The 7,618-nt window shown below is 69.0% G+C and carries 7 protein-coding genes and 1 tRNA gene; 7 read left to right on the plus strand and 1 reads right to left on the minus strand.

Annotated elements, in window-relative coordinates:
• The first annotated feature begins 68 nt into the window (after positions 1-68).
• Positions 69-1,553 (plus strand): sensor histidine kinase, encoded by a 1,485-nt coding sequence (locus ACLL81_RS02510; protein ID WP_411286771.1) that lies wholly within the window; start codon positions 69-71, stop codon positions 1,551-1,553.
• Here the strand turns inward: ACLL81_RS02510 and ACLL81_RS02515 are convergent.
• Positions 1,550-3,238 carry a gamma-glutamyltransferase family protein gene (locus ACLL81_RS02515; RefSeq protein WP_411286778.1) on the minus strand — a complete coding sequence of 563 codons (1,689 nt, stop codon included), beginning with the start codon at positions 3,236-3,238 and terminating at the stop codon, positions 1,550-1,552. The genes ACLL81_RS02510 and ACLL81_RS02515 overlap by 4 nt on opposite strands.
• Positions 3,239-3,334: 96 nt before the next feature.
• Between ACLL81_RS02515 and ACLL81_RS02520 the strand changes: the two genes are divergently transcribed.
• From ACLL81_RS02520 to ACLL81_RS02545, 6 genes are all read left to right on the plus strand, one after another.
• A complete protein-coding gene (locus tag ACLL81_RS02520; protein WP_411286772.1) occupies positions 3,335-4,363 on the plus strand; it encodes a P1 family peptidase in 1,029 nt (342 codons plus the stop codon).
• A 77-nt stretch (positions 4,364-4,440) separates the two neighbouring features.
• Positions 4,441-4,517: transfer RNA gene (locus ACLL81_RS02525), tRNA-Arg, on the plus strand.
• 353 nt (positions 4,518-4,870) lie between these two features.
• Positions 4,871-5,596, plus strand: a complete 726-nt coding sequence (locus ACLL81_RS02530; RefSeq protein WP_411286773.1) for a hypothetical protein — start codon at positions 4,871-4,873, stop codon at positions 5,594-5,596.
• An 18-nt stretch (positions 5,597-5,614) separates the two neighbouring features.
• Positions 5,615-6,118 (plus strand): hypothetical protein, encoded by a 504-nt coding sequence (locus tag ACLL81_RS02535; RefSeq protein WP_411286774.1) that lies wholly within the window; start codon positions 5,615-5,617, stop codon positions 6,116-6,118.
• 82 nt (positions 6,119-6,200) lie between these two features.
• Positions 6,201-6,431, plus strand: a complete 231-nt coding sequence (locus tag ACLL81_RS02540; protein WP_411286779.1) for a type II toxin-antitoxin system ParD family antitoxin — start codon at positions 6,201-6,203, stop codon at positions 6,429-6,431.
• Between the two features lie 233 nt (positions 6,432-6,664).
• The gene (locus ACLL81_RS02545) at positions 6,665-7,321 is read left to right on the plus strand and encodes a hypothetical protein (RefSeq protein WP_411286775.1); all 657 of its coding nucleotides are present in this window, start codon (positions 6,665-6,667) and stop codon (positions 7,319-7,321) included.
• Positions 7,322-7,618: the final 297 nt, after the last annotated feature.

The raw sequence follows: 7,618 nt of genomic DNA on the forward strand, positions 1-7,618 counted from the left end.
GCGTGAGGTGCCTGCGCCGCCTCCGAAGCGTTGCCGAAGCCGGCTTGGCGGGTTAACGGGAAGGCATCATGGCGGACGCCGCAACGCCGCACGAGCTTGCCCGGACCGACAGGCGCCGCTTCTTCTGGCCGGGCGGCCTGTCGGCGCGCCTGCTCATCCTGACCATCCTGTTCGTGGCCATGGGCGGCGCCCTGGCGCTGCCGCCGGCCCTGGCCTCCTTCGAGGAGCAGTGGCTGCTGGACCGCATCCGGGCGGCGGAGCTGGCCTCCCTGGCGCCGGAAGTGGCGCCCGATCGGGTGGTCTCCGAACGTCTCTCCGCCCAGCTCCTGCAGGGCGCGGGCGTCGAGCGGGTGGCGATCCAGACCGACGGTATGCGCCGTCTGGTGCTGGGCGGCCCGACCCTGGATCGGGCGCCCTACCTGGTGGACCTGCGCGACCAGGCGGTGGCCTCCTGGCTCTCCGCGCCCTTCCAGACCCTGCTGGGCGGCGAGGGCCGCCGGGTGCGGGTGGTGGCCGAGCCGCGGTTCCGCCAGGCTGACTTCATCGAGATCGTCGCCCCCGACGCGGAGTTGAAGCGGGCCCTGGTCAGCTACCTGTGGGGCCTGATTTCGGTGGCGGCCTTCGTCTCGGCCATGGCCGGGGTGCTGGTCTATCTGTCGCTGAACTTCTTCCTGGTGCGGCCCATGCAGCGGATCACCAAAGCCATGGAGCGGTTCCGCGCCGATCCGGAGGACGTGGAGGCGCGGGTGCAGCTCTCCGGACGCCGCGACGAGATCGGCCGCGCGGAGGTCGAGCTGGACCTTATGCAGGCGGACTTGCGCACCGCGCTCTCCTCCCGCGCCCGACTGGCGGCCCTGGGCGAGGCGGTGGCCAAGATCAACCACGACCTGCGCAACATGCTGACCAGCGCCCAGATCGCCTCCGAGCGGCTGGCGGCGCTGAAGGACCCCAAGGTCAGCCAGGCCCTGCCGCGCCTGGAGCGGGCTCTGGACCGGGCGGTGAAGCTGGCCACCGACGTGCTCACCTATGGCAAGACCGAAGAGGCCGCGCCGACCCCGGCGGCCGTGCCGCTGGCCGTGGCCCTGGAGCAGGCGGCGGAGGAGGCGAGGCTCACCGAAGACGGCGTGAAGCTGGTCGCCGACGTGGGCCGCGCCGAGGTGGTGCTGGCCGATCCCGACCAGTTGCACCGGATCCTGGTCAACCTGCTGCGCAACGCCCGCGAGGCTATCGAACTCCAGGAGCGGCGCCGCGGGGCTGGCCGCATCCGCGTCTCGGTGAGCCAGACGGGGAACGCCAGCCTGGTGCGGGTGAGCGACAACGGGCCTGGCCTGCCAGATCGGTCGCGGGAGCGGCTGTTCCTACCGTTCGCCGGGTCGAGCCGGCCGGACGGCGCGGGCCTGGGCTTGGCCATCGCCCGGGAGCTCGCCCAGGGCCACGGGGGCGACCTGACCTTGATCGACAGCGGCCCCAAGGGGACCACCTTCGAGCTTCTCCTGCCGGGGGCGCCGGCCAGGCTGGCGCCCCGCAAGCGGCGGACGAAGACTGCGGTCTAGGGCTGCCGCGCCACGCCCTCGCGGCGGGGATCGGCGGCGCCCCGCAGCCCGGTGGGGGTCGCCACCACCCCGTGCAGGCCGGAGCCCTCCGCGCCGCCGCCTGACCTGAGCGTCACACCGCGGTCGGCCAGGCCGGAGACCACGCCAGGCGCGAACTTGTCGACCTCAGCGGCGTAGAACGTCCCGCGACTGACCAGATTGGGCAGGTCGATGGCTTGCTGGATGGAGAGCTTCCAGTCGAGCAGGCCCACCAGGGCCTTGAGGTTGTAGGCCAGGATCGCCGGTCCGCCGGGCGAGCCCACGGCGGCCACGAACCGGCGGTCGCGGTTGAGCACCACGGCCGGCGCCATGGACGACCGCGGGCGCTTCCTGGGGCCCACCGCATTGGCGGCGGGAACTCCGTCGGCGTTCTTCGCCGCGTAGGAGAAGTCGGTGAGCTGGTTGTTGAGGAACATGCCGCCCACCATCCGGCCCGAACCGAAGATGCTCTCCACAGTGGTGGTCATGGAGACCACGTCCCCCCAGCGGTCGACGACCACGAAGTGGGAGGTGCCGTCCGGTTCCACGGTGGCGTCGGGGGCGCGCGCGCCGGCGCCGCGGGGCTTGCCGGGCTGTGGCGGGGCGCCGGCGCTGGGAGCGATCAGCTTGGCGCGCTGGTCCAGGTAGGCGGGCTCCAATAGTCCCTCGGTGGGCACGTCGACGAAGTCCGGGTCGCCCATGTAGCGGTCGCGGTCGGCGTACATCAGCCGGCTGGCCTGGGAGAACAGGTACCAGGCCTGCGGGTCGTCGGGACCGCGGGTGGCGATGTCGGTGCGCTCCAGGATGCCCAGGCCCTGCAGCACGGCCGGGCCGCCTGAGGGGGCCGGCGGGGTGCAGACGATATAGACCCGATAGGGCCGGCACAGCGCCGCGGTGGACTTGGGTCTATAGCTCGCCAGATCGGCGAGCGTCATGGTCCCGGGCAGGGGTCCCTGGCCCAGCCGGGCGACAATGGCCGCGGCGATCGGGCCCTGCAGGATGGCGCGCGGCCCCTCGGCGGCGATCTTGCGCACGGTGGCGGCGTAGTCGGGGTTATGCAGGGTTTCGCCGGCCTTGTACTTCGCGCCATCGAGCTTGCTGAAATAGGCGATCACGTCGGGCGCCGCGCTCTGCGGCGCGCGCGAGGTGATCATGCCGGCCAGGCGGGGGCTGACCACGAAGCCCTGGTCGGCCAGCCGCTCGGCGTCGGCGAACAGGCTGGCCCAGGGGCGGCGGCCGTGCTCGGCCTGGGCCATGGACAGCATGGCCACGGCGCCGGGGACGCCGGTGGAGCGGCCGCTGAGGATCGCCTGGGGCGGGCTGAGCAGGCGGCCGTCGGGACCGGTGAACATGTCGGGGGTCGCGCCGGCGGGCGCCGTCTCGCGGCCGTTGTAGGCGGTCACCCGGCGGCTCTGCGCGTCGTAGAAGGTCATGAAGGCGCCGCCGGCCAGGCCCGAGCTCTGCGGCTCCACCAGCCCCAGCACCGCCTGCACCGCCACCGCGGCGTCCACCGCCGAGCCGCCTTCGCGCAGCACCCGCAGACCCGCCTCCACCGCCAGCGGATTGGCGGCGGCGACCATGCCCGTGGTGGGCGCCGACGGAGCCGCAGGCGCGGTGGCGCAGCCGAGAAGGGAGAACGCTGCAACGACGGGAACGAAGCGGGTCATCAGGGACACGGGACGGGAAGCTCCGGGACGGAAAGCGCCACCCATAGGCCGCGCGCGCGTGGACAACAAACGCCAAGGCGTGCGAGGTCGCCGGCCATGTCCAGCTCTCGCGCCCGACCCGGGACCCGCAATCTGATCACCGACGTGGCCGGCCTCCAAGTGGGGCAGGCCCACGATGTGGGCGTGCGCAGCGGGGTGACGGTGATCCTGCCCGATCGGAGGGCGGTCTGCGCCTGCGATGTCCGCGGCGGGGCGCCCGGCACCCGGGAGACCGAGGCGCTTTCGCCTGAGAACCTGGTCGAGGCGGTGGACGCCGTGGTGCTCTCTGGCGGCTCAGTCTACGGGCTGGCCGCAGCCGACGGCGTGGCCGTCTGGCTGGGGGCCCGCGGTCGCGGCTACGCCCTGGCCGGCGATCCGAGGATTCCACCCTCGCCGGTGGTTCCGGCAGCCATCCTGTTCGACCTGGCCAATGGCGGCGACAAGGCCTGGAGCGAGGACCCGCCCTACCGCGGCCTGGGCCGCGAGGCGGTGGCGTCGGCCTCCCATCAATTCGACCTGGGCACGGCGGGAGCGGGTTACGGCGCCATGGCCGGGGCCCTGAAGGGCGGTGTGGGCTCGGCCTCGGTGGTCAGCGCCGATGGCTTCACGGTGGGCGCCCTGGTGGCGGTGAACGCCTGGGGCTCGGTGACCGCGCCGGGGGGCCGCAGCTTCTGGGCCGCGCCGTTCGAGATCGACGGGGAATTCGGCGGCCTGGGGTCCGCAGGCCTCACCGCCGGCCCCGACGACTGGGGCCTCGCCAAGCGCCCGGACGCGGCGCGCAACACCACGCTCGCCTGCGTCGCCACCGACGTGGCCCTGACGCCGGCCCAGGCCAAGCGCCTGGCGGTGATGGCCCAGGACGGTCTGGCGCGCGCCATCCGCCCGGTCCACGCCCCGTTCGACGGCGACGTGGTGTTCGCCATCTCCACCGCCGCCCAACCCCTGGCCGACCCGGCCGATTTCACTCTGGCCCGCCTGGGCGCCCTGGCCGCCGACTGCCTGGCCCGCGCCGTGGCCCGGGCGGCTTATGAGGCGACGCCCTGGCCGGGCACGGACGTGCGCTGCTGGCGAGATCTGGCGGGGTAGGGCGATTTTCGCACCGCCGCCGTCTTGCGCTCGGCTCCGTCCGCGACTAGGTTCCGCGCCCTCGCCGCAAGGCGTGCGCGCCCGTAGCTCAGCTGGATAGAGCATCAGACTACGAATCTGAGGGTCGGACGTTCGAATCGTTCCGGGCGCGCCAATTTTTCCTGAGAACTCACGTGGTTAGTCGCCGCCACCGCTGCGCGCTGTTTACATCCACTTGGCGCGACAGCGCCGACGCCCTCCATAGCACACTGACTTTTCACGGCTTTCGCAAGAAACACAGCCTGGAGATCATCAGCGGGGCAATGTGATCGCGCGCAGTATGCGACTTGTTCGTGTTTTGTTCTCGATTTCTGCGGGCATCCGTGAGATGTTCGGCTGCGATCATCACTGCGCCGAGTCATCCGAACTGAACGGACAAGGCCAGCGCAGCAAGAGTATCGCGCTTTCGGGCGCCGCAACGGCTGGGCATGTTCGCCGCTGTTGAGCATGCGCCGATGTCCCTCATCGATGGAGAAGAAGATGGCCAGCGCACCTCGCGGGCAGCCGCAGTCTGTGCCGGATCCCGCCGGCGAACTTTATGATCGCGAAATGGCGAAGCTCAGGGCGCAGAGGGAGGATCGAGGATACCACTCGCCGCTCGCAGCCGCTCAGAATGCGCTTCGAGACTTTCAGGACAGTCCAGATATTTCGCGCCCAAACCTGGCGCAGTCGTTCATTCCAATCGTGGGGCCCGCCTGGGAGGCGGTCGCCGATCTACAGGATGGGAATTACGCGGGCGCCACATTCAACGGCGCGATGGCCGTCGCTGACGCGCTACCCATCGGCCCCGCTATCAAGGGACTCAGTGCTGCCAGAAAGGGCGTGACCGTTCTCAAGAAAGGGTCCGTTACCGCCAAGGCCGCCGCCAGTCGCCTCCGAGATTGGGGGGTGGCGACAAAGGGGCAGGAAATCCACCACACCGTCCCCCTCAACGGCGCAAGTCGCACCGCCCAGAATTGGAAAAATCACTATGCCTTCCTCAAGGTTCTCCCGAAGGAGCAGCATCGGCGTCTGACCGGGAGTTGGGCCGGCAAGCCGCGATATGACCCCATAAGGCGTGTCTGGCATGGAACCACCGACTGGATGAAGACTGGAACGGTAGCTACGGGCGGCTACCTCGCGGATTCCGTAGAGAATCTCGCACGCCAATTTTCTCCCCCTACCTCCGCACCCTCCACGAAGCCGCGACGCTGAATTTAAGCTTCACACGCCATGCCGAAAGTCTATGTTCTCCATTTGTCCAATCTGGAGGCGTCGATGAGGTCTGCTGACGTAAGCTTTCGCTTTCCGGTCTTGGGATTTACCACAGACCAGGAAATCTGGGGGTTCCGCGATCTGGATACCCTTACGAGGTGCGGTCCTCGCACGCTGAAGGAAGGTACGCAGATAGGCATGGAATTGATCGATGCGGCGGGAAGCCGCTGGGTCGTTCGCTCGATTGCCAGAACGGGTCGTGCCGGTTCTTGGCTCTCTCTGTTGCTGCCGTTCGGGCCCCGGCAATCGCGTATCGAGCAAGACCTTGAACCCCTGGAGAAGGTCTCACTCGAGGAGGTTCAGCGCCGCGCGTGCGCCGCTATGGAGGCCCACGCAGAGGATTACTCGGATGGAGACGAGGACGAAGACGAATTCAAGCCGCTACTCGCCAAGGTGAAAAAGACCAGGAAGATCGCGGCCATCTATGAGCTGCTCCAACCCGACACCTTCGAACCCCACTGAAGCCGTAGGTTCGCCGAGAACGCTGGCAATCCATGTCTTGCCAAATTTTGGCAGGACAACATCCTCTTTCCTGTTGACCACCATGAACATCTCCCCTCCCGAGGCGCTCAAGACCTTTGTCGATGAACAGGTTGAGGGCAGGGGTTACAGCACCAGCAGCGAGTACGTCCGCGAGCTGATCCGGCGGGATCAGGACCGCCTGCATCTGCGCGGCCTCCTCCTGGATGGCGCGTCGTCAGCGTCCACGGCGCCTGCCGATCCAGCCCATTTTGACTGGCTTCGGCGCCGCGCGCGCGGTCCCACCGCGGGATGAACGCCAAGCCGGCCATCCCGCGCGAGGTGGCCCGACAGGATGTTGAAGCCGCGATCGACGACTGTGCAGCGGAGGCCGGCGAGATGATCGCCTTGCGCTTCGTCGATGCCGTCGGGGAGACCTACCGCGCAATCGGCCGCCGACCGGCGTGGCGTTCACCTCTCCTGATCCAACATTCTTGCGCCGCTGGGTGATCGCGGCGAAGGTCAGGCCTCGGGAAGCGGGGAACCTCCATGCGCATCCATTGGATCACACTGGCCGCCGGCCTTGGCGGCCTCGGCCTGATGAGCGCCTGCTCGCAGCCGGAGCCTGCGGCTAAGCCGCCCGCCGCGCCGGTCGCTGAAATGCCGGTTTCGACCCTGCGCTCGGCGCCGGAGTTCGCCGCCTGCGCCTGGCAGGAGGTGAAGGGCGCCAAGCTCGCCCTACAGGCCTTCGCCTGCGGGCCTGAGCAGGGCGGCGTCCATATCGAGGCCGACGATGGCCTGCCGGGCTTCCAGCTGGTCCATGTCGGCCCGCCGGCCGAGCGGCGCCCCGTGGTGCGCATCTTCGCCAAGCCGGCCGACGCGCCGCTGGAGGCGATCCTGCCGGCGATCCGCGCGGCGTCGCCCGGTGCTCACACGGCGACCTGCGCCTTCGCCCCGGCCCAGGGCTATGACGACAAGGACAAGGGCCGCTTCGTGCTCGAACCCACAGGCGCGGCCAAGACGTCTTGGGAGGCCAGCCAGGCGCTGGAGCCCCAGGACCCGCCCTGCGGCCCCATGGGGGTTTCGGCGGCTGGGAACCGCTATTTCAAGGTCCTGCCCGGCCACCCTGACCTCGTCGTCTATGCCGATGTGGGCAGCGAGATTCAGATCTTCGACCCCGAGACCCTGAAGGTCATCGCGCCTTAGATCACGATGATCTTGGATCGAACCGATCCAAAATCATAAACGTGATCGACCCCTTTTGTTTAGAGCGGGATTGACGCGAAAAACCGGTTCCCACTTTTTCGCATCCCGCTCGAGAGCCCTTTCCGACCTGACTGCGTCAATCAGATCGGATAAAAAGGGCTCTAATTCAAAAAGTTAGAGCATTTTTCGACCCGATAACCGTTTCACACTTATCGGAAAATGCTCTAGCGCGGGGCGCGCTTGGCCAGGATGCGCTGCGGGGCGCGCTTGGCCAGGATGCACCGCCGCACCCTGCAG

It is taken from the genome of Phenylobacterium sp., assembly GCF_046590535.1.
In the GTDB taxonomy this organism is placed as follows: domain Bacteria; phylum Pseudomonadota; class Alphaproteobacteria; order Caulobacterales; family Caulobacteraceae; genus Phenylobacterium.

Bases quoted from the DNA above. Each gene is read 5' to 3' on its own strand.
- ACLL81_RS02530 (WP_411286773.1), top strand. From the start codon at position 4,871: ATGGAGAAGAAGATGGCCAGCGCACCTCGCGGGCAGCCGCAGTCTGTG.
- ACLL81_RS02545 (WP_411286775.1), top strand. From the start codon at position 6,665: ATGCGCATCCATTGGATCACACTGGCCGCCGGCCTTGGCGGCCTCGGC.
- ACLL81_RS02540 (WP_411286779.1), top strand. From the start codon at position 6,201: ATGAACATCTCCCCTCCCGAGGCGCTCAAGACCTTTGTCGATGAACAG.
- ACLL81_RS02515 (WP_411286778.1), bottom strand. From the start codon at position 3,238: ATGACCCGCTTCGTTCCCGTCGTTGCAGCGTTCTCCCTTCTCGGCTGC.
- ACLL81_RS02520 (WP_411286772.1), top strand. From the start codon at position 3,335: ATGTCCAGCTCTCGCGCCCGACCCGGGACCCGCAATCTGATCACCGAC.
- ACLL81_RS02535 (WP_411286774.1), top strand. From the start codon at position 5,615: ATGCCGAAAGTCTATGTTCTCCATTTGTCCAATCTGGAGGCGTCGATG.
- ACLL81_RS02510 (WP_411286771.1), top strand. From the start codon at position 69: ATGGCGGACGCCGCAACGCCGCACGAGCTTGCCCGGACCGACAGGCGC.